Source organism: Variovorax sp. 278MFTsu5.1 (assembly GCF_048305045.1).
GTDB lineage: Bacteria > Pseudomonadota > Gammaproteobacteria > Burkholderiales > Burkholderiaceae_C > Variovorax > Variovorax guangxiensis.
Genome location: NZ_CP157622.1, coordinates 2,583,192 through 2,601,621, shown reverse-complemented (window position 1 = coordinate 2,601,621; position 18,430 = coordinate 2,583,192). Strand labels below are relative to the sequence as shown.

The window sequence follows — 18,430 nt, the reverse complement described above, 5'->3', positions numbered from 1 at the left end:
GCGTGGCATCAGGAGGGCAGCTTCGAGACTGCCACGTGGCGCAGCAGCTCGGTCACGGAGGCGTCCATCGCGTCGGTGAACGGCTTCGGGAACAGGCCCATCCACAGCACGGCGATGGCCAGCAGCGCCAGCATCAGGAATTCGCGCGAATTGATGTCGCTGAGTTCCTTCACGTGGTCGTTGCCGACCGGGCCCAGATACACGCGCTTGTACATCCAGAGGGTATAGGCGGCGCCGAAGATCAGCGCGGTGGCTGCTCCCAGGCCGATCCAGAAGTTGGCCTTCACGGCGCCCAGGATCACCATCCACTCGCCCACGAAACCGGCGGTGCCCGGCAGGCCGCAGTTGGCCATGGCGAACAGCAGCGCGAACGCGGCGAACTTGGGCATGGTGTTCACCACGCCGCCGTAGTCGGCGATCTGGCGCGAGTGCACGCGGTCGTACAGCACGCCGATGCCCAGGAACATGGCGCCCGAGACGAAGCCGTGGGCGATCATCTGCACGATGCCGCCGGACACGCCCAGCTCATTGAAGATGAAGAAGCCGAGCGTCACGAAACCCATGTGGGCCACCGACGAATAGGCCACCAGCTTCTTCATGTCCTGCTGCACCAGCGCCACCAGGCCGACATAGATCACCGCGATCAGCGACAGCGCGATCATGAGCCAGGCCCATTCGTGCGAGGCGTCGGGAGCGATGGGCATCGAGAAGCGCAGGAAGCCGTAGGCGCCCAGCTTCAGCATGATCGCGGCCAGCACGGCGGAGCCGCCGGTCGGCGCCTCGACGTGCACGTCGGGCAGCCAGGTGTGCACCGGCCACATCGGCACCTTCACGGCGAAGGCCGCGAAGAAGGCGAAGAACAGGAAGGTCTGCGCGGTCGATCCCAGCGGCAGCTTGTGCCACGACAGGATGTCGAAGCTGCCGCCCGACTTGTTGTACAGGTAGATCAGCGCCACCAGCATCAGCAGCGAGCCGAGCAAGGTGTAGAGGAAGAACTTGAACGCCGCGTAGATCTTGTTCGGGCCGCCCCAGATGCCGATGATCAGGTACATCGGGATCAGCGTGGCTTCGAAGAACACGTAGAACAGCACGCCGTCGAGCGCGGCGAACACGCCGATCATGAGGCCCGACAGGATCAGGAACGCGCCCATGTACTGGTTCACGCGCTCGGTGATCACTTCCCAGGCCGAGATCACCACGATGACCGTGATGAACGACGTCAGCAGCACCAGCCAGAGCGACAGGCCGTCGACTCCGAGGTGGTAGTTGACGTTGAAGCGCGAGATCCAGCCCGTCTTCTCGACGAACTGCATCGCGGCGGTGCCGTTCTGGAAGCGCGTGAACAGCGGCACCGTGACCAGGAAGCTCACGATGGAACCGACGAGCGCGACCCAGCGCACGCCCCTGGCGTGCTCGTCACGGCCAAACGCCAGCAGCACGGCACCGAATGCGATCGGCACCCAGATGGCAAGGCTCAACAAACCCATTTTTCTTTTTCTCCAGCGCTAGGCTCAGCGTTTGAACCAGACGAAGTACGTCATCAGGATGAAGACGCCGAGCAGCATCGCGAAGGCGTAGTGATAGATGTAGCCCGACTGCATCCAGCGCACCACACCAGAGATACGGCCCACGACCTTCCACGAACCGTTCACCACGGCACCGTCGATCAGGGCCTGGTCGCCGCCCTTCCACAGGCCGGTACCCAGGGCGCGCGTGGCGCGGGCGATGACGTTCTCGTTGAACCAGTCCATGTAGTACTTGTTCTCGAGCAGGCGGTAGATCGGGCCGAAGGCACGCTTGATCGCCGCCGGCAGCGCCGGGTTGATCATGTACATGTACCAAGACAGGACCACGCCGGCCAGCGCCAGCCAGAACGGCGCCGTCTGCAGGCCGTGCATGGCCATGGCCACCGGACCGTGGAAGGCTTCTTCCAGCTCCTTCATCGCGTGATGCTTGGAAGCGTCCACGAAGATCGCGTTCTTGAAGAACTCGCCGAAGAGCATCGGCTCGATCGTCATGAAGCCGATCACCACCGAAGGAATAGCCAGCAGCACCAGCGGCAGCCAGACCACCCAGGGCGACTCGTGCGGCTTGTGGTCGTGGCCATGGCCGTGATCGTCATGACCGTGGCCATGGTCGTCATGGTGTGCATCGGGGTTCTGGTCGTAGCGTTCCTTGCCGTGGAAGACCAGGAAGTACATGCGGAACGAGTAGAACGCGGTGATGAACACGCCGGCCAGCACCGCGTAGTAGGCGAAGTTCGCGCCCCACAGGTGGCTTTCGTGCACAGCCTCGATGATGCTGTCCTTCGAGTAGAAGCCCGAGAAGAACGGCGTGCCGATCAGGGCCAGCGAACCCAGCAGCGAGGTGATCCAGGTGATCGGCATGTACTTGCGCACGCCGCCCATCCAGCGGATGTCCTGGTTGTGGTGCATGCCGATGATGACCGAGCCGGCGCCGAGGAACAGCAGCGCCTTGAAGAAAGCATGCGTCATCAGGTGGAACACCGCGACCGAGTAGGCCGAGGCACCGAGCGCCACCGTCATGTAGCCGAGCTGCGAGAGCGTCGAGTACGCGACCACGCGCTTGATGTCGTTCTGGATGATGCCCAGGAAGCCCATGAAGAGCGCGGTGATGGCGCCGATCACGAGGATGAAGCTCAGGGCCGTGTCGCTCAGCTCGAACAGCGGCGACATGCGCGCCACCATGAAGATGCCGGCCGTCACCATGGTCGCCGCGTGGATCAGCGCCGAGATGGGGGTCGGGCCTTCCATCGAGTCGGGCAGCCACACGTGCAGCGGGAACTGCGCGCTCTTGCCCATCGCGCCGATGAACAGGCAGATGCAGATCACCGTGATGAGCATCCACTCGGTGCCCGGGAAGGTGATGCCGGCCAGCGTGCCCGCCTTGGCGAAGGCTTCGGTGTAGTTCAGCGTGCCGGCGTAGGCCGCGATCAGGCCGATGCCGAGGATGAAGCCGAAGTCGCCCACGCGGTTGACCAGGAAGGCCTTCATGTTCGCGAAGATCGCGGTCGGCTTGTTGAACCAGAAGCCGATCAGCAGATACGACACCAGGCCCACCGCCTCCCAGCCGAAGAACAGCTGGAGCATGTTGTTGCTCATGACGAGCATCAGCATGGAGAAGGTGAACAGCGAGATGTACGCGAAGAAACGGTTGTAGCCGTCGTCCTCTTCCATGTAGCCGATGGTGTAGATGTGGACCATCAGCGACACGAAGGTCACGACGCACATCATCATGGCGGTGAGGCCGTCGACCATGAAGCCGACTTCCATCTTCAGGCCGCCGACCACCATCCATTCGTAGATGGTCTGGTTGAAGCGGGCACCGTCGGCTATCACGCTCTTGAGCGTCATCGCCGAGATGATGAAGGCGACCAGCACGCCGAGAATGGTCAGCGAATGCGTGACCTTGCGGCCGATGTGATTGCCGCCGAACTTCGTGCCGAACACGCCGGCCAGGGCTGCGCCGACCAGGGGTGCCAGCGGAACGGCCAGCAGTGTGGATGCGGAAAGGGTTGCGCTCATGTTGCTGTCAACCCTTGAGCGAGTTGAGTTCGTCGACGTTGATGTTCGACCTGTTACGGAACAGCAGGACCAGCAGCGCCAGCCCGATCGCCGACTCGGCCGCGGCCACCGTCAGGATGAAGAACACGAAGATCTGGCCATGCATGTCGCCCAGGAAGTGCGAGAAGGCCACGAAGTTCATGTTGACCGCCAGCAGCATCAGCTCGATGGCCATCAGCAGGACGATCAGGTTCTTGCGGTTCAGGAAGATGCCGATCACGGACAGCGCGAAAAGCATCGCGCCGAGCGAAAGAAAGTGTCCGAGCGTGAGCGTCATGCCTTGTTTTCCTTTGCAGCGTCCGCAGCTTCGACCACAGGCTCCGCGGCACGCGTTGCCGGCATCTGCACGATGCGCACGCGGTCGCGTGCCTTCACGCGAACCTGGTCGGCCGGGTTGACGTACTTGCTGTCCTTGCGGGTGCGCAGCGTCAGTGCGATGGCGGCCACGATGGCCACGAGCAGGATGACCGCGGCGATTTCCAGCGGATAGAGATATTCGGAGTAGAGCAGCTTGCCCAGTTCGAGCGTATTGGAGGTGTTGGCCGCTGCCGCATTGGCCGCGGCGCGGGGTGCCTCGCCCAGGCGGAAGCCGCCCATGAGCACCGCCGCCATCTCGAGCGCGATCAGCGCACCTACGCCCGCCGCCAGCGGGAAGTGCTTCCAGAAGCCCTCCCGCAAGCTGTCGACGTTGATGTCCAGCATCATCACCACGAACAGGAACAGCACCATCACGGCGCCCACATACACGAGCACGAGCGAAATCGCGAGGAACTCGGCGCGCAGCAGCAGCCAGATGGCCGATGCCTGGAAGAAGGCCAGAACCAGGTACAGCGCGGCGTACACGGGGTTGCGGGCGGTGATGACGCGGAATGCTGCGAACAGCAGCACCACGGCAAACAGATAGAACAGACCGGTCTTGACGTCCATTGGAATTCGAATTGGTACGGGTTTCGGGCTGAACCGGGTCAGCGGTACTTGGCGTCGGCCGCCTTGTTCGCTGCGATTTCCTTCTCGTAGCGGTCGCCCACGGCCAGCAGCATGTCCTTGGTGAAGTACAGGTCGCCGCGCTTTTCGCCGTGGTATTCGAAGATGTGCGTCTCGACGATCGAGTCGACCGGGCAGCTCTCTTCGCAGAAGCCGCAGAAGATGCACTTGGTCAGGTCGATGTCGTAGCGCGTCGTGCGACGCGAGCCGTCGTCGCGCACGTCCGATTCGATGGTGATCGCCAGCGCCGGGCAGACGGCTTCACAGAGCTTGCAGGCGATGCAGCGCTCTTCGCCGTTCTCGTAGCGGCGCAGCGCGTGCAGGCCGCGGAAGCGCGGCGACAGCGGCGTCTTCTCTTCGGGGAACTGCACCGTGATCTTGCGGGCGAAGGCGTACTTGCCGGTGATGGCCAGGCCCTTGAACAGCTCGAACAGCATGAAGCTGCTCAGGAAGTCCTTGAGCGAGAAAGGCGCGGATGGTGTTGCGGTGTGCGCAGCAGACATGATGTTGGCGCTCCCTGTTATTTCCAGATGTTGAACGGCGTCTGCATCCAGCCACCGACCACGACCAGCCACACGAGCGTGACGGGAATGAAGATCTTCCAGCCCAGACGCATGATCTGGTCATAGCGGAAGCGCGGGAACGTCGAACGCACCCACAGGAACATGGTGACCACGCAGAAGGTCTTGAGGCCCAGCCAGATCCAGCCCGGAATGAAGCTCAGGAACTCGAACGGGGGCAGCCATCCGCCGAGGAACAGCACCACGGTCAGGATCGAGACGAGCCACATGTTGGCGTATTCGGCCAGGAAGAACATCGCGAAGCTCATGCCCGAATACTCGATCATGTGGCCGGCCACGATTTCGGATTCGCCTTCCACCACGTCGAAGGGGTGGCGGTTGGTTTCGGCGAGGCCCGAGATGAAGTAGACGACGAAGATCGGCAGCAGCGGCAGCCAGTTCCACGACAGGACGCTGATGCCCATGTCTGCGAACATACCCTTGCCCTGCACGTTGACGATCTCGGTCATGTTCAGGCTGCCGGTGACCATCAGCACCACGACGAAGCAGAAGCCCATCGCGATTTCGTAGCTCACCATCTGTGCCGAGGCGCGCAGCGCGCCAAGAAAGGCGTACTTCGAGTTCGACGCCCAGCCGGCGATGATCACGCCGTACACCTCGAGCGAGGTGATGGCCATCACGAACAGCAGGCCGGCGTTGATGTTGGCCAGCGCCACGTCGGGGCCGAAGGGAATCACGGCCCATGCGGCGAGCGCCGGCATGATGGTCATGATCGGGCCGAGCAGGAACAGGCCCTTGTTGGCGACCGTCGGAAGAATGATTTCCTTGGTCATCAGCTTGAGCGCGTCGGCGATCGGCTGGAGCAGGCCCAGCGGTCCAATGCGGTTCGGGCCGATGCGGATCTGCGTGAAGCCGATGGCCTTGCGCTCCCACAGCGTGAGGTACGCCACGGCCAACATCAGCGGGATGACCACGATGATGATCTTGATCAGCGTCCAGATCACCGGCCAGACCACGCCGGTCCACCAGCCCGCGGCCACCAGGCCCTGGCCGAAGCCGTGAATGGTGTCGACGATCATGCCAATGCCTCCTCGGCACCAGCCGTCACGTTGGAGCCAGCCGATGCGTTGCGCGCGTCGGCTGTCAGTTGCAGCGATGGTGCGCGGCGCACGATCGAATCCAGCTGGTAGATGCTCGCGACCACGGGTGCAGCAGCCGCGCCGTCGGCAGCGACCGCAGTGGCGGACGTGGCGTTGCTCAGCGCATTCGCGGGCACGGCGCCCTTCTCACCCACGGTGGCCAGCACTTCGGCGGTCGATTCGAACGCGAAGCCGGGCAGGCCCAGCAGGTTGGCCAGCACGCGCAGCACCTTCCAGGCCGGACGGGTTTCGCCCAGGGGCTTCACCACGGCGTGGAAGCCCTGGACGCGGCCCTCGGCGTTGACGAAGGTGCCGGGCGTTTCGCTGAACGGGGCGATCGGAAGCAGCACGTCGCTGAATTCGAGGTTGGCCTTGAAGGGGCTCAGCGTGACGACCATTTGCGCATTGCCGATGACATCGGCCGCGGCTGCGCCGGCTGCCGAGTCGAACACCGGCTCGGTGTTCAGCAGCATCACGGCCTTCAGGCCCGAGCCAGCGGCGAGCATGCGGCCGGCATCCAGGCCGCCGTTCTTCGGGAACGCGCCGACGATCTGCGCGCCCACGGTGTTGGCCGCCTCGGTCAGGTAACCGACGGTGGCGCCGGTCTGCGCGCCGATCCAGTTGGCCAGCGCCAGCAGGCTGCTGGCCTGTGCGTGGTGCGCGGCTGCATTGCCGAGCAGGATGGCCTTGCGTTCGCCGCTCAGCAGCGAGGCAGCGATCGCCTTGGCGGCGGCGTCCGGTGCGTTCTTCGGCGCCAGAGGAGCGGCCGCGCCACTGGTTTCGCCGATGGCTGCAGCCACCGCGGCCAGCGCCTCGACCCACTCGCCGGCATCGACGATGGTCGACTGTGCCACGTTGATGGCCCAGGCGTCGCGGTCGGCCATCAGGCTGGCCGAAGTGATCACCGACAGCGCGGCGCCCTTTCGCACGGCCTGGCGGATGCGCTGCGCGAACAGCGGGTGCTCCTTGCGCAGGTTCGAACCCACGACGAGCGCGCGCTGCAGCTGCGTGAGCGACGCGATGGAAGTGCCGAGCCAGCGCACGCCTTCGAAGGCGGCGAATTCGGCATTGCGCAGGCGGTAGTCGATGTTGTCGCTGCCGAGCTCACGCGTGAGCATGGCGGCGAGCTGCAGCTCTTCGAGCGTGCTGTGCGGGCTGACCAGCGTACCGATGCTCTGCGCGCCGTGGTCGGCCTTGATCTGCTTGAGGCCGTTGGCGACGTACTCGAGCGCCGTCTGCCAGTCGACCTGCTGCCACTGGCCGCCCTGCTTCAGCATGGGCTGCGTCAGGCGCTCGGGGCCATTGAGCGCTTCGTACGAGAAGCGGTCGCGGTCGGCGATCCAGCATTCGTTGACATCTTCGTTCTCGAGCGGCACCACGCGCATCACGCGGTTGTTCTTGACCTGGACGATCAGGTTGGCGCCGGTGGAGTCGTGCGGGCTCACCGACTTGCGGCGCGACAGTTCCCAGGTGCGGGCGCTGTAGCGGAAGGGCTTGCTCGTGAGCGCGCCGACCGGGCAGATGTCGATCATGTTGCCCGAGAGTTCGGAGTCGACCGAGTCGCCCACGAAGGTTTCGATTTCGGAGTGCTCGCCGCGGTTCGACATGCCGAGCTCCATCACGCCGGCCACTTCCTGGCCGAAGCGGACGCAGCGCGTGCAGTGGATGCAGCGGCTCATCTCTTCCATGCTGATCAGCGGGCCGACGTCCTTGTGGAAGACGACGCGCTTTTCCTCTTCGTAGCGCGAAGAGGAACCGCCATAGCCGACGGCCAGGTCCTGCAGCTGGCATTCGCCGCCCTGGTCGCAGATCGGGCAATCCAGCGGGTGGTTGATCAGGAGGAACTCCATGACCGACTGCTGCGCCTTGATGGCCTTCTCGCTCTTGGTGCGAACGATCATGCCCTGCGTGACGGGCGTGGCGCAGGCCGGCATCGGCTTGGGCGCTTTCTCCACGTCCACGAGGCACATGCGGCAGTTGGCCGCGATGCTCAGTTTCTTGTGATAGCAGAAGTGCGGGATGTACGTGCCGGCCTTGTCGGCAGCGTGCATGACCATGCTGCCTTCGGCGACTTCGACCTTCTTGCCGTCGAGTTCGATTTCAACCATATGTGTATTTCTCGCGCTCAGGCCTTGACGGGCGCTTTCGGTACGTAGCCCGGGATCAGGGCCTCGAACTCATGGCGGAAGTGCTTGATCATGGCGCGCACCGGCATTGCCGCCGCGTCGCCGAGGGCGCAGATCGTGCGGCCCTGGATGTTGTCGGCCACCGAGTTCAGCAGGTCCATGTCGGACGCCCTGCCCTGCCCATTGTGGATGCGGTCCACCACGCGGTAGAGCCAGCCGGTGCCTTCGCGGCACGGCGTGCACTGGCCGCAGGACTCGTGCATGTAGAAGTACGACAGGCGGCGCAGCGACTCGACCATCGAACGGCTGTCGTCCATCACGATGACGGCGCCCGAGCCCAGCATGGAGCCGGCCTTGGAGATGGAGTCGTAGTCCATCGTGCATTCCATCATGATCGACGCGGGCAGCACCGGCGCGGACGAACCGCCGGGAATCACCGCCTTCAGCGTGCGGCCCTTGCGAACGCCGCCGGCCAGCTCCAGGAGCTTGGAGAACGGCGTGCCCATCGGGACTTCGTAGTTGCCGGGCAGCTCGACGTCGCCGCTCACCGAGTAGATCTTGGTGCCGCCGTTGTTCGGCTTGCCGCACTCGAGGTAGGCCTGGCCGCCGTTGCGGATGATCCAGGGCACCGCCGCGAAGGTCTCGGTGTTGTTGATGGTGGTGGGCTTGCCGTACAGGCCGAAGCTGGCGGGGAACGGCGGCTTGAAGCGCGGCTGGCCCTTCTTGCCTTCCAGCGATTCGAGCAGCGCGGTTTCCTCGCCGCAGATGTAGGCGCCGAAGCCGTGGGCCGCGTGCAACTGGAAGTTGTACGTGCTGCCCATGATCTTGTCGCCGAGATAGCCGGCGGCACGCGCCTCTTCGAGAGCTTCCTCGAAGCGCTCGTAGGTCTGGAATATCTCGCCGTGGATGTAGTTGTAGCCCACGCTGATGCCCATCGCGTAGGCGGCGATGGCCATGCCCTCGATCACGATGTGCGGGTTGAACTGCAGGATGTCGCGGTCCTTGCACGTACCCGGCTCGCCTTCGTCGGAGTTGCAGACGAGGTACTTCTGGCCCGGGAACTGGCGGGGCATGAAGCTCCACTTCAGGCCGGTCGGGAAGCCCGCGCCGCCGCGGCCGCGCAGGCCGGAGGCCTTCACTTCGGCGATCACCTGGTCGGGCGTGAGGCCCTCGGTCAGGATCTTGCGCAGGGCCTGGTAGCCGCCGCGCGCCTCGTAGTCGGCCAGGCGCCAGTTGGTGCCGTCGAGGCCGGCATAGATCTGCGGCTCGATGTGGCGGTCATGGAAACAGGTCTGGACGCCCGTCGCCTGGAACTGCTGGAGCACTTGTTCGGGTGACATCAGGAAGCCTCCCCCTTGGTGGCCGGCGCGGCGTTGCGCAGGCCGTCGACCAGCTGGTCGAGCTTCTCGTTGCTCATGAAGCTGCACATCGTGCGGTCGTTGACCAGCATCACGGGCGAATCGGCGCAGGCGCCCAGGCATTCGCTCTGCTGCAGCGTGAACAGGCCGTCGGGCGTGGTCTCGCCCATCTTGATGCCGAGCTTCTTCTCGAGATGCACGAGGGCGGTGACGCCATCGCGCAGCTGGCAAGGCAGGTTGGTGCACACGTTGAGCTTGAACTTGCCCACCGGATGCTGGTTGTACATGTTGTAGAAGGTCGTCACCTCGTGCACGGCAATGGGCGCCATGCCGAGGTACTCGGCGATCTCGCGCTCGCGCTGCAGGCTGACGTAGCCCTCGTTCTGCTGGACGATGGACAGGCAGGCCATCACGGCCGACTGCTTGCCCGCCTCGGGGTACTTCGCCACCTCGCGCGCAAAGCGCTCGAGGATCGCAGGCTCCAGAGGGGCAGAAGGCGCCGAGGGCGCCGTGTCATGGTGGGTCGAGGAAGTCATTCGCTCTTTCTCACCTGTCGATCTCGCCGAACACGATGTCCATCGTGCCGATCACCGCGACAGCGTCGGCGATCATGTGACCGCGCGACATTTCGTCGAGGGCGGCTAGGTGCGGGAAACCAGGGGCGCGGATCTTCAGGCGGTACGGCTTGTTGGCGCCGTCGCTCACGAGATAGATGCCGAACTCGCCCTTCGGATGCTCGACGGCGGCATAGGCCTGGCCTTCGGGCACATGGAAGCCTTCGGTGAAGAGCTTGAAATGGTGGATCAGCTCCTCCATGTTCGCCTTCATCGATTCGCGCGCGGGCGCGGCGACCTTGTGGTTGTCGGTGATGACAGGACCGGGGTTGGCACGCAGCCAGGCCGAGCACTGCTGGATGATCCGGTTGGCCTGGCGCATCTCCTCGACGCGGACCAGGTAGCGGTCGTAGCAGTCGCCGGTCTTGCCCACGGGCACGTCGAACTGCATGCGGTCGTAGACGTCGTAGGGCTGCTTCTTGCGCAGGTCCCATTCGATGCCCGAGCCGCGCAGCATGGGGCCGGTGAAGCCGAGGTTCAGGGCGCGCTCCGGCGAAACCACGCCGATGCCGACGGTGCGCTGCTTCCAGATGCGGTTGTCGGTGAGCAGCGTCTCGTACTCGTCAACCATCTTCGGGAAGCGCTTGCAGAAGTCGTCGACGAAGTCGAGCAGCGACCCCTGGCGGTTCTCGTTGAGCTTCTCGATGGCCTTCGCGTTCTTGACCTTGCTGACCTTGTAGCGCGGCATCGCGTCGGGCAGGTCGCGGTACACGCCGCCCGGACGGAAGTACGCCGCGTGCATGCGCGCGCCGGAAACGGCCTCGTACATGTCGAACAGGTCTTCGCGCTCGCGGAAGCAGTAGATGAGCATGTTCATCGCGCCGCAGTCGAGGCCGTGCGCGCCGAGCCACAGCAGGTGGTTCAGCAGGCGGGTGATCTCGGCGAACATCACGCGGATGTATTGCGCGCGCTCCGGCACCTCGAGGCCCAGCATCCGCTCGATGGCCAGGCAGTAGGCGTGCTCGTTGCTCATCATCGACACGTAGTCGAGACGGTCCATGTACGGCAGCGACTGGATGAAGGTGCGCGTTTCGGCAAGCTTCTCGGTGGCGCGGTGCAGCAGGCCGATGTGGGGGTCGGCGCGCTGGATGACCTCGCCGTCCAGCTCGAGCACCAGGCGCAGCACGCCGTGCGCTGCCGGGTGCTGGGGACCGAAGTTGAGTGTGTAGTTCTTGATTTCGGCCATATCAGTCAGTGCAAACCGCCGCCGTAGTTGTCTTCGCGGATCACGCGCGGGGTGATTTCGCGCGGCTCGATGGAAACCGGCTGGTAGACCACGCGCTTCTGCTCTTCGTCGTAGCGCATCTCGACATGACCCGACACCGGGAAGTCCTTGCGGAACGGATGGCCGATGAAGCCGTAGTCGGTCAGAAGGCGGCGCAGGTCGTCGTGGCCTTCGAACACGATGCCATAGAGGTCGAAGGCTTCGCGCTCGAACCAGGTGGCGGAGTTCCAAACGGACTGCAGCGAGTCGACCACGGGGAAGTCGTCGCTCGATGCGAGCACCGTCAGGCGCACGCGCTGGTTGAGACTCACCGACAGCAGATGGGAGACGACGCCATAGCGCCCGCCCTGCCACTCGCCGTCACGGTAGTCGGAGTAGTCCATGCCGCAGAGGTCGATCAGCTGCTCGAAGCGGCAGCCGGGCGCATCGCGCAGCAGCAGTGCAGCCTCGAGGTAGTCGGCAGCGCCGACCACCACGTTCACCTCGTCGAGGGCGACGGTCACGCTCTTGGCCTTGGCGCCGAGCGTCTCGGCGACGGTGGCGCGCAGCACCTCCGGCGAAATTGCAAAGTCAGTCATCGTCGGCGATCCCTCAGGCGCGGGCAATGGTGTTGGTGCGGCGAATCTTCTGCTGCAGCTGGATCACGCCGTAGAGCAAGGCCTCGGCGGTGGGCGGGCAACCCGGAACGTAGACATCGACCGGCACGATGCGGTCGCAGCCGCGCACGACCGAATAGCTGTAGTGGTAGTAGCCACCGCCATTCGCGCACGAACCCATGGAGAGAACCCAGCGCGGCTCCGGCATCTGGTCGTAGACCTTGCGCAGGGCCGGAGCCATCTTGTTGCACAGCGTGCCGGCCACGATCATCAGGTCGGACTGGCGCGGGCTGGGGCGGAACAGCATGCCGAAGCGGTCGATGTCATAGCGGGCGGCGCCCGCGTGCATCATCTCCACCGCACAGCATGCAAGGCCGAAGGTCATCGGCCAGAGAGAACCAGTCTTCGCCCAGTTGACGACCGAATCGTAGGTCGTGGTGACGAAGCCTTCCTTGAGAACGCCTTCAATGGCCATCGTGTTTCTTCCTTGTCATTCCCAGTCGAGCGCGCCCTTTTTCCACTCGTAGGCGAAGCCCACGACGAGGATGGCGAGAAAGATCATCATGGCCCAGAAGCCAACAGCGCCGATTTCCTTGAGCGCAATAGCCCATGGAAAGAGGAATGCAATTTCGAGGTCGAACAGGATGAAGAGAATCGCGACGAGGTAATAGCGCACGTCGAACTTCATGCGCGCATCCTCGAAGGCCTCAAAGCCACACTCGTACGGGGAGTTCTTCGCGGTGTCGGGCCTGTTGGGGCCGAGAATGTATCCGATGACCTGAGGGGCGACGCCTACGCCGACTCCGACCAGAATGAACAAAAGGACGGGGAGGTAGGAGTCGAGATTCATCGAGAGTTTTTCACCGCTTGCCACCGGCAGGAAGAACCTCTGGATGAGGTTTTCCGCCGATGAGATTTGGTGCGGTCGGCGAGACTCGAACTCGCACAGCTTTCGCCACTACCCCCTCAAGATAGCGTGTCTACCAATTTCACCACGACCGCGGTTTTTGCTGTTCGGATGGCATGAGGTACCTGCAAGAGGAATTTGGCTTTCCGAACAGATTTAGAGTTTACCCTGAAATGGAGCCATTTCTCACGGGCAACTCATGAAAACGAGTTGATTACTTGCCCGGAATCTGCCCCGCACCCGAAACAGGGGCTGCAGGAGCCGAAGCAGGCGCATTCGGAGCTGCCGCACCGGGGATCTCGTTCGCAGCACCGGAGGCCGGCGCAGCAGGCGCACCCACTGCCGCACGCTCCAGAAGACTGCCGCCGCCAGCAGGACGCGCATGGCTGAAGTAGGCCAGCAGCAGCGTGCAAGCGAAGAACACCGCGGCAAGCACTGCCGTGGTGCGCGACAGGAAGTTGGCACTGCCGCTGGCACCGAACAGGCTGCCGGCGCTGCCGCTGCCGAAGGCCGCGCCCATGTCGGCGCCCTTGCCGTGCTGGATCAGGATGAGGCCGATCATCGCGAGCGCTGCCAGCATCTGCACGCCGACCAGAAGGTTGAGGACCACGTTCATTCGTTCTTACTCCTAATTTGATGCAACCGGTGCGCGTTCAACGCGCAGCGGCGGAAATGATCTGCAGAAAGTCGGGCGCCTTGAGCGACGCACCGCCGATGAGGCCGCCATCGATGTCGGCCTGCGCCAGCAGCTCCGCGGCATTCGCCGCGTTCATGCTGCCGCCATAAAGAATGCGGATGCCGGCGGCATGCTCGCTGGCCGCGTGATGCAGTTGTGCGCGCAGCACCGCGTGCACTGCCTGCGCCTGCTCCGGCGTGGCCGTCTTGCCTGTGCCGATGGCCCAGACAGGCTCATAAGCCACCACGATCTCGCTGATGCAATGGCCGTTCACGTGAATGACGGCAGCCAGCTGGCGCTTGACCACCTCTTCGGTCTGCCCTGCTTCGCGCTGCGCAAGGGTCTCGCCCACGCAGACGATCGGCGTGATGCCGTTGGCCAGCGCAGCCGCGGTCTTGGCAGCAACCGCTTCGTCGCTCTCGCCGTGGTACTGGCGACGCTCGGAGTGGCCGACGATCGCATAGCGCACGCCGAAGTCCTTCAGCATCGCGGCCGATTGCTCGCCCGTGAACGCGCCTTGCGGGTGCGCCGAGACATCCTGCGCGCCGAGCGCCAGGGCCGGCGAAGCCGCCAGCAGCGACTGCAGCTGCGCGAAATACGGAGCGGGCGCGCACAGCGCCACGTCGCAGGCGGCCGGGCTCGCGGCCAGGCCCTGCTGGAGGGCCTTCACCAGCGCCTCGTTGGCAGCCAGGCCGCCGTTCATCTTCCAGTTGCCGGCGATCAGTTTCTTCTTCGTTGTCATCGCGTTCTTCTCGTCACCATGTCAGCACGATCTTGCCGATGTGCTGGTTCGATTCCATCAGCGCATGAGCCTGGGCCGCGCCGCTTGGCTCACCCGCCGCGGCAAAGGTGCTGTGGATCACGGGCTTGATCGCGCCGCTTTCCAGCAGCGGCCACACCTTCTCGCGCAACGCCCTGGCAATGGCGCCCTTGAACGCCACGGGCCGCGGACGCAGCGTCGAGCCGGTGATCGTGAGCCGCCTGCGCAGCACGAGACCCGCATTGATCTCGCTCTTCACGCCGCCCTGCACCGCGATGATGACCAGACGGCCATCTTCGGCCAGGCATTCGACCTCGCGCGCCACGTAGTCGCCGGCGACCATGTCGAGCACCACGTCCACGCCCTTGCCGCCCGTGAGCTTCTTCGCCTCTTCGACGAAGTCGCTGGTACGGTAGTTGATGGCGTGGTCGGCGCCGAGCTTGAGGCAGGCTTCACACTTGTCGTCGCTGCCGGCCGTGACGATCACGGTCGCGCCGAGCGCCTTGGCGATCTGGATCGCCGTGACGCCGATGCCGCTCGAGCCGCCCTGAATGAGCAGCGTCTCACCCTTCTGGAGGCGGCCGCGTTCGAACACGTTGCTCCAGACGGTGAAGAAGGTCTCGGGCAGAGAGGCCGCTTCGAGATCGCTCCACCCTTTGGGCACTGGCAGGCATTGCGCCACGGGCGCCACGCACAGCTCGGCATAGCCGCCGCCGGCAATCAGCGCGCAGACGCGATCGCCGACCTTGAAGCCGGCCTCTGCCAACGCCGCGGCATCGCCCGACACGATCTCGCCAGCCACTTCGAGGCCCGGCAGATCGGACGCGCCCGGCGGCACCGGGTAGTGCCCCTTGCGCTGCAACACGTCGGGGCGATTGACGCCACTCGCCGCAACGCGGATCAGCAGTTCGCCGGCGCCCGCGACGGGGTCGGGACGCTCGGCGACGCGCAGCACCTCGGGGGCGCCGTACGAAGTGATTTCAATGGCTTTCATGGTCTTTCGGCCTCCAGCGCCCGCAGATGGGGCGCAGCTTGACGTTCAAAAGATGAAGAGGCAGCAATGGCGGCTGCATGCACAGCCGCCACCCTCGCGCCCTTCTTACTCCTGAGGCTCGCGCGGAGCTTGCTGCTGCGGCTGCTCGCCGGCCGGCGCTTCGCTGCGCGGCTGTTGCTGCTGTTCGTTGAAGCGAGGCGCGCGTTCGCCGCGATCGCCGCCGCGGTCACCACCACGCTCGCCGCGATCACCGCGGTCTCCGCGGTCGCCACGCTCACGACGCTCGCCGCGGTCACCACGGTCTTCGCGCGGGGGACGCTCGCTGAACTCCATGCCGGCCGGACGCTCGGTCAGGGCCTTCATGGACAGCTTGACGAGGCCCTTGTCGTCGGTCTCGAGGACCTTGACCTTCACGATCTGGCCTTCGCTCAGGTAGTCGGTCACCTTCTCGACGCGTTCGTGCGCGATCTGGCTGATGTGCAGCAGGCCGTCCTTGCCGGGCAGCAGGTTGATGAGCGCACCGAAGTCCAGGATCTTGGTGACCGGGCCTTCGTAGACCTTGCCGATTTCGACTTCGGCAGTGATCTGCTCGATGCGCTTCTTGGCCATCTCGGCCTTTTCCGGATCGGTCGAGGCGATGGTGATGGTGCCGTCTTCGTCGATGTTGATCGTCGTGCCGGTTTCTTCCTGCAGGCCGCGGATGACCGCGCCGCCCTTGCCGATCACGTCGCGGATCTTCTCGGGGTTGATCTTCAGCGTGGTCAGGCGCGGTGCGAACTGCGACACGTCGGACTTGGCCTCGCCCATCGCTTCCTGCATCTTGCCGAGGATGTGCATGCGCGCTTCCTTGGCCTGTGCCAGCGCGACCTGCATGATTTCCTTGGTGATGCCCTGGATCTTGATGTCCATCTGCAAGGCGGTGATGCCGTTGGTCGTACCGGCCACCTTGAAGTCCATGTCGCCCAGGTGATCCTCGTCGCCCAGGATGTCGGTCAGCACCGCGAAGCGGTTGTCTTCCTTGATCAGGCCCATGGCGATGCCCGCCACGTGCGCCTTCATGGGCACGCCGGCGTCCATCATCGAGAGGCAGCCGCCGCACACCGATGCCATCGACGACGAGCCGTTCGACTCGGTGATTTCCGACACCACGCGGACCGTGTACGGGAACTCTTCCTTGTTCGGCAGCACGGCGACCAGCGCGCGCTTGGCCAGGCGGCCGTGGCCCACTTCGCGGCGCTTGGTGGAGCCCATGCGGCCCACCTCACCGGTGGCGAAGGGAGGCATGTTGTAGTGGAACAGGAAGCGGTCCTCGTACTCGCCGGCCAGCGCGTCGATGCGCTGTGCGTCGCGCTCGGTGCCCAGCGTGGTCACGACCAGCGCCTGCGTCTCGCCGCGCGTGAACAGGGCCGAGCCGTGGGTGCGGGGCAGCACCGAGTTGCGGATTTCGATGGGACGCACGGTGCGCGTGTCGCGGCCGTCGATGCGCGGCTCGCCCGACAGGATCTGGCTGCGCACGATCTTCGATTCGATGGCGAACAGCAGGTCGGAGACCTTGCCGGAGTCGAATTCGGCGCCTTCGGCCTTCAGGGCCTCGAGCACGCTGGCGTTGGCTTCGCGCAGGGCCTGGGTGCGGGCCTGCTTGCTGCGGATCTGGTAGACGGCGCGCAGCTTGTCTTCGGCCAGGCCCTTGACCTTGGCGACGAAGGCTTCGTCTTCGGCAGGCGCTTGCCAGTCCCACACCGGCTTGCCGGCGTCGCGCACGAGTTCATGGATCGCGTCGATGGCGATGTTGGCCTGCTCGTGGCCGAACACCACGCCACCCAGCATGACTTCTTCGCTCAACTGCAGGGCTTCGGACTCGACCATCAGCACGGCGGCTTGCGTGCCGGCCACGACGAGGTCCATCTGCGAATCCTTGCGGGCGGTCTGGCCCGGGTTCAGCACGTACTGGCCGTTGATGTAGCCCACGCGGGCGGCACCGATCGGGCCGTTGAACGGCACGCCGGAGATCGACAGGGCGGCGCTCACGCCGATCATGGCGGCGATGTCGGCGTCGACTTCGGGGTTCAGCGAGATCGTGTGCACGACCACGTGCACTTCGTTCAGGAAGCCTTCGGGGAACAGCGGACGGATCGGGCGGTCGATCAGGCGGCTGGTCAGCGTTTCATGCTCGCTGGGCTTGGCTTCGCGCTTGAAGAAGCTGCCGGGGATCTTGCCCGCGGCATAGGTCTTCTCGATGTAGTCGACGGTCAGCGGGAAGAAGTCCTGGCCGGGCTTGGCCGACTTGGAGGCGACCACGGTCGCGAGGATGACGGTGCCCTCGATGTCGACGAGCACTGCGCCGCTGGCCTGGCGGGCGATCTCGCCCGTTTCCATGACCACGGTCTTGCCGCCCCATTGGAACGACTTGGTGACTTTGTTGAAGAGGCTCATGTTTTGCTCCTGTTTTGATAGCGAACTACACGGAGTCCGCAGGTGACGGAGGCTTCTCAGAACACGATGCCATTCCAGCGAAGCTCGGCGGGAACTTCATTGGAATGACACAGCTTCGCTCTGTTTGGGCACTCCGAAAGTGGATCGCGAAGTAAAAAACGCCTGAGCTAGCGGACTAACCCAGGCGTTTTTTCATGCGATTTGGATTACTTGCGCAGACCCAGCTTGGCGATCAGCGCGGTGTAACGGTCGGCGTCCTTGGACTTGAGGTAGTCGAGGAGCTTGCGACGGCGGCTCACCATGCGCAGCAGGCCGCGACGACCGTGGTGGTCCTTGGCGTGCGTCTTGAAGTGGGGGGTGAGCTCGTTGATGCGGGCGGTCAGCAGTGCGACTTGCACTTCGGGGCTGCCGGTGTCGTTGGCGGCGCGGGCGTTGTCCTTGACAACTTCGGCCTTGATGGAGGCTGCGATCATGTTGATTTCCTTGTTCCTGGATGTTTGACTTGCGGCCAGG

General features: G+C 64.5%; 18 protein-coding genes and 1 tRNA gene. All 19 read right to left on the bottom strand.

The features are described from left to right. Positions 1-8: 8 nt before the first annotated feature. The 19 genes from ABL844_RS11770 to rpsO all read right to left on the bottom strand — a co-directional run bounded on the left by ABL844_RS11770 (position 9) and on the right by rpsO (position 18,390). Positions 9-1,487, bottom strand: a complete 1,479-nt coding sequence (locus ABL844_RS11770) for an NADH-quinone oxidoreductase subunit M (protein WP_184636550.1) — start codon at positions 1,485-1,487, stop codon at positions 9-11. 24 nt (positions 1,488-1,511) lie between these two features. Further along, positions 1,512-3,545, bottom strand: a complete 2,034-nt coding sequence (gene nuoL, locus ABL844_RS11765; protein WP_418119956.1) for an NADH-quinone oxidoreductase subunit L — start codon at positions 3,543-3,545, stop codon at positions 1,512-1,514. 7 nt (positions 3,546-3,552) lie between these two features. Continuing rightward, positions 3,553-3,861: an NADH-quinone oxidoreductase subunit NuoK gene (gene nuoK, locus ABL844_RS11760; protein ID WP_093204819.1), complete on the bottom strand. Its 309-nt coding sequence runs from the start codon at positions 3,859-3,861 to the stop codon at positions 3,553-3,555. Continuing rightward, a complete protein-coding gene (locus ABL844_RS11755; protein WP_126018304.1) occupies positions 3,858-4,511 on the bottom strand; it encodes an NADH-quinone oxidoreductase subunit J in 654 nt (217 codons plus the stop codon). The genes nuoK and ABL844_RS11755 overlap by 4 nt, the downstream gene beginning before the upstream one ends. 38 nt (positions 4,512-4,549) lie before the next feature. Continuing rightward, positions 4,550-5,071: an NADH-quinone oxidoreductase subunit NuoI gene (gene nuoI, locus ABL844_RS11750; RefSeq protein WP_019653385.1), complete on the bottom strand. Its 522-nt coding sequence runs from the start codon at positions 5,069-5,071 to the stop codon at positions 4,550-4,552. A gap of 17 nt (positions 5,072-5,088) precedes the next feature. Continuing rightward, positions 5,089-6,168 carry an NADH-quinone oxidoreductase subunit NuoH gene (gene nuoH / locus ABL844_RS11745; protein WP_221297392.1) on the bottom strand — a complete coding sequence of 360 codons (1,080 nt, stop codon included), beginning with the start codon at positions 6,166-6,168 and terminating at the stop codon, positions 5,089-5,091. After that, entirely contained in the window at positions 6,165-8,336 is a 2,172-nt protein-coding gene (gene nuoG, locus ABL844_RS11740; protein ID WP_418131353.1) for an NADH-quinone oxidoreductase subunit NuoG, read from the bottom strand. The genes nuoH and nuoG overlap by 4 nt, the downstream gene beginning before the upstream one ends. Before the next feature lie 17 nt (positions 8,337-8,353). Beyond that, on the bottom strand, positions 8,354-9,694 hold the full coding sequence (gene nuoF, locus ABL844_RS11735; protein ID WP_369658637.1) for an NADH-quinone oxidoreductase subunit NuoF: 1,341 nt from the start codon (positions 9,692-9,694) through the stop codon (positions 8,354-8,356). Continuing rightward, entirely contained in the window at positions 9,694-10,248 is a 555-nt protein-coding gene (gene nuoE / locus ABL844_RS11730) for an NADH-quinone oxidoreductase subunit NuoE (RefSeq protein ID WP_240650452.1), read from the bottom strand. The genes nuoF and nuoE overlap by 1 nt, the downstream gene beginning before the upstream one ends. Before the next feature lie 10 nt (positions 10,249-10,258). Continuing rightward, a complete protein-coding gene (locus tag ABL844_RS11725; protein ID WP_126018296.1) occupies positions 10,259-11,512 on the bottom strand; it encodes an NADH-quinone oxidoreductase subunit D in 1,254 nt (417 codons plus the stop codon). Between the two features lie 5 nt (positions 11,513-11,517). Beyond that, positions 11,518-12,129 carry an NADH-quinone oxidoreductase subunit C gene (locus ABL844_RS11720; protein WP_126018294.1) on the bottom strand — a complete coding sequence of 204 codons (612 nt, stop codon included), beginning with the start codon at positions 12,127-12,129 and terminating at the stop codon, positions 11,518-11,520. A 13-nt stretch (positions 12,130-12,142) separates the two neighbouring features. After that, positions 12,143-12,622 (bottom strand): NuoB/complex I 20 kDa subunit family protein, encoded by a 480-nt coding sequence (locus tag ABL844_RS11715; protein WP_007837763.1) that lies wholly within the window; start codon positions 12,620-12,622, stop codon positions 12,143-12,145. Positions 12,623-12,637: 15 nt separating this feature from the next. Beyond that, a complete protein-coding gene (locus ABL844_RS11710) occupies positions 12,638-12,997 on the bottom strand; it encodes an NADH-quinone oxidoreductase subunit A (RefSeq protein ID WP_026346262.1) in 360 nt (119 codons plus the stop codon). Between the two features lie 67 nt (positions 12,998-13,064). Continuing rightward, positions 13,065-13,149: transfer RNA gene (locus ABL844_RS11705), tRNA-Leu, on the bottom strand. Between the two features lie 119 nt (positions 13,150-13,268). Beyond that, on the bottom strand, positions 13,269-13,670 hold the full coding sequence (gene secG, locus ABL844_RS11700) for a preprotein translocase subunit SecG (RefSeq protein ID WP_126018292.1): 402 nt from the start codon (positions 13,668-13,670) through the stop codon (positions 13,269-13,271). 37 nt (positions 13,671-13,707) lie between these two features. Beyond that, a complete protein-coding gene (gene tpiA, locus ABL844_RS11695; protein ID WP_184636544.1) occupies positions 13,708-14,472 on the bottom strand; it encodes a triose-phosphate isomerase in 765 nt (254 codons plus the stop codon). A gap of 13 nt (positions 14,473-14,485) precedes the next feature. After that, entirely contained in the window at positions 14,486-15,484 is a 999-nt protein-coding gene (locus ABL844_RS11690) for an NAD(P)H-quinone oxidoreductase (RefSeq protein ID WP_418131352.1), read from the bottom strand. A 105-nt stretch (positions 15,485-15,589) separates the two neighbouring features. After that, positions 15,590-17,917 carry a polyribonucleotide nucleotidyltransferase gene (gene pnp / locus ABL844_RS11685; RefSeq protein WP_418131351.1) on the bottom strand — a complete coding sequence of 776 codons (2,328 nt, stop codon included), beginning with the start codon at positions 17,915-17,917 and terminating at the stop codon, positions 15,590-15,592. Between the two features lie 206 nt (positions 17,918-18,123). Next, positions 18,124-18,390 (bottom strand): 30S ribosomal protein S15, encoded by a 267-nt coding sequence (rpsO, locus tag ABL844_RS11680; RefSeq protein WP_007837783.1) that lies wholly within the window; start codon positions 18,388-18,390, stop codon positions 18,124-18,126. Positions 18,391-18,430 lie beyond the last annotated feature (40 nt).

Bases quoted from the DNA above. Each gene is read 5' to 3' on its own strand.
- ABL844_RS11770 (WP_184636550.1), bottom strand. From the start codon at position 1,487: ATGGGTTTGTTGAGCCTTGCCATCTGGGTGCCGATCGCATTCGGTGCC.
- nuoL (WP_418119956.1), bottom strand. From the start codon at position 3,545: ATGAGCGCAACCCTTTCCGCATCCACACTGCTGGCCGTTCCGCTGGCA.
- nuoK (WP_093204819.1), bottom strand. From the start codon at position 3,861: ATGACGCTCACGCTCGGACACTTTCTTTCGCTCGGCGCGATGCTTTTC.
- ABL844_RS11755 (WP_126018304.1), bottom strand. From the start codon at position 4,511: ATGGACGTCAAGACCGGTCTGTTCTATCTGTTTGCCGTGGTGCTGCTG.
- nuoI (WP_019653385.1), bottom strand. From the start codon at position 5,071: ATGTCTGCTGCGCACACCGCAACACCATCCGCGCCTTTCTCGCTCAAG.
- nuoH (WP_221297392.1), bottom strand. From the start codon at position 6,168: ATGATCGTCGACACCATTCACGGCTTCGGCCAGGGCCTGGTGGCCGCG.
- nuoG (WP_418131353.1), bottom strand. From the start codon at position 8,336: ATGGTTGAAATCGAACTCGACGGCAAGAAGGTCGAAGTCGCCGAAGGC.
- nuoF (WP_369658637.1), bottom strand. From the start codon at position 9,694: ATGTCACCCGAACAAGTGCTCCAGCAGTTCCAGGCGACGGGCGTCCAG.
- nuoE (WP_240650452.1), bottom strand. From the start codon at position 10,248: ATGACTTCCTCGACCCACCATGACACGGCGCCCTCGGCGCCTTCTGCC.
- ABL844_RS11725 (WP_126018296.1), bottom strand. From the start codon at position 11,512: ATGGCCGAAATCAAGAACTACACACTCAACTTCGGTCCCCAGCACCCG.
- ABL844_RS11720 (WP_126018294.1), bottom strand. From the start codon at position 12,129: ATGACTGACTTTGCAATTTCGCCGGAGGTGCTGCGCGCCACCGTCGCC.
- ABL844_RS11715 (WP_007837763.1), bottom strand. From the start codon at position 12,622: ATGGCCATTGAAGGCGTTCTCAAGGAAGGCTTCGTCACCACGACCTAC.
- ABL844_RS11710 (WP_026346262.1), bottom strand. From the start codon at position 12,997: ATGAATCTCGACTCCTACCTCCCCGTCCTTTTGTTCATTCTGGTCGGA.
- secG (WP_126018292.1), bottom strand. From the start codon at position 13,670: ATGAACGTGGTCCTCAACCTTCTGGTCGGCGTGCAGATGCTGGCAGCG.
- tpiA (WP_184636544.1), bottom strand. From the start codon at position 14,472: ATGACAACGAAGAAGAAACTGATCGCCGGCAACTGGAAGATGAACGGC.
- ABL844_RS11690 (WP_418131352.1), bottom strand. From the start codon at position 15,484: ATGAAAGCCATTGAAATCACTTCGTACGGCGCCCCCGAGGTGCTGCGC.
- pnp (WP_418131351.1), bottom strand. From the start codon at position 17,917: ATGAGCCTCTTCAACAAAGTCACCAAGTCGTTCCAATGGGGCGGCAAG.
- rpsO (WP_007837783.1), bottom strand. From the start codon at position 18,390: ATGATCGCAGCCTCCATCAAGGCCGAAGTTGTCAAGGACAACGCCCGC.